This window comes from Vibrio sp. Vb0304, assembly GCF_033338995.1.
Taxonomy (GTDB): Bacteria; Pseudomonadota; Gammaproteobacteria; order Enterobacterales; family Vibrionaceae; genus Vibrio; species Vibrio alginolyticus.
The window spans coordinates 1-1134 of sequence record NZ_JAWOTT010000277.1; the positions used below are offsets into that span (position 1 = coordinate 1).

A 1134-nucleotide genomic window follows, 5' to 3' on the forward strand; every position below is an offset into this window, starting at 1 on the left:
GAACTACTTATCGCTGAGTGAAAGTGCGGTCACAAGATTGTTTCAAAAGCACTTTAAAGAGCCGTTTAGCCAACGTCTAATGAAATTGCGGATCAATCATGCCGCAGATTTGCTGCAATCTACGTCGTTGCCGATTGGGATTGTGTTTGAGCGAGTCGGATATCGTAATCAAGCCCTGTTTAATCGCCACTTCAAAACGTACAAAGGACTAACACCACGCGACTACCGCCAGCATTATCAGCAGCGAATTCAGCCTTAATGGGAATGGTATGCAACTGCTAGTAAGAACGTGAAAAGAGTTACTCGACGGAAAGTGATGTGCAATTGGTATATTACTTGCAAAGTTTTTCAGGAATCATTATTAAGATTCAATGACAGTTAATTTAGGGAACTTGATTGCCATTTTTCTGTCATATCTCGTGAGTAATTTGACCGTGTCAGGAAGGTAATAATCGGTTTTAGGTGTCAAAAATGGCTGCAATAGAACCGTTTTTATCATTATGTTGTGAAATGAGTCACGGTTAAATAATTGGTTCCCTTATAGATTGAAGGGGATAAAAAACCTTAGACAATAAGCTCATAAAGAGCGTTACTTATAGAAGATGAGGGAGATTACTATGAAAAAAATGAGAAGAGCTCAGCTACATCGTGTTCGCATCCAGTACTGGAAAGATACGAAAGAAGCAACAGCTAAGAAATCATAGTTAACCATACTCGAAGTCCTTGAGCTGGCAATAGAATTCAAACGTTCTCTACGCATTGCCAGCTCCAAACACCACCAACACTTCAAATCTAATTTTAAATTCAGTTTCATCACCCATAAAAAAAGCCAGTCCGAAGACCAGCTTTCTCTAACGTATTTGCTTGCCTGCTATTACAGGTAGTTTGCGTCAAGCAAGTCGCCAGCTTTCGCGCTTTTCACTTCTGGACGAGCTTCTAACCAAGCAACGACTTGTGCTTTTTGCTCTTCTGTCGCGCTACCGTAACGTTCTGTAGAACATAGGAAGCCTTCAAATAGCTCCAGACCGCCGCCGCCAAAGCATAGACCTAGAGTATCAATGTAGTCGATAAAGTCATCAACGAATGCATCGTAACGGTCGAAGTCGTTAATGTCTGTTTCACAGCTGATTTCGA

At 41.3% G+C, this 1134-nt stretch carries 2 protein-coding genes; one reads left to right on the plus strand and one right to left on the minus strand.

Annotation, left to right across the window (positions count from 1 at the left end; translation table 11 throughout):
- Positions 1 to 259, plus strand: a 259-nt coding sequence (locus R7P35_RS25620; RefSeq protein WP_318093234.1) for a helix-turn-helix transcriptional regulator, incomplete at its 5' end; no start/stop codon positions are given.
- A 615-nt stretch (positions 260 to 874) separates the two neighbouring features.
- On the opposite strand, the gene R7P35_RS25625 is transcribed toward R7P35_RS25620, so the two are convergent.
- The coding region (locus tag R7P35_RS25625) for a 50S ribosome-binding protein YggL (protein ID WP_318093236.1) at positions 875 to 1134 on the minus strand (260 nt) is incomplete at its 5' end.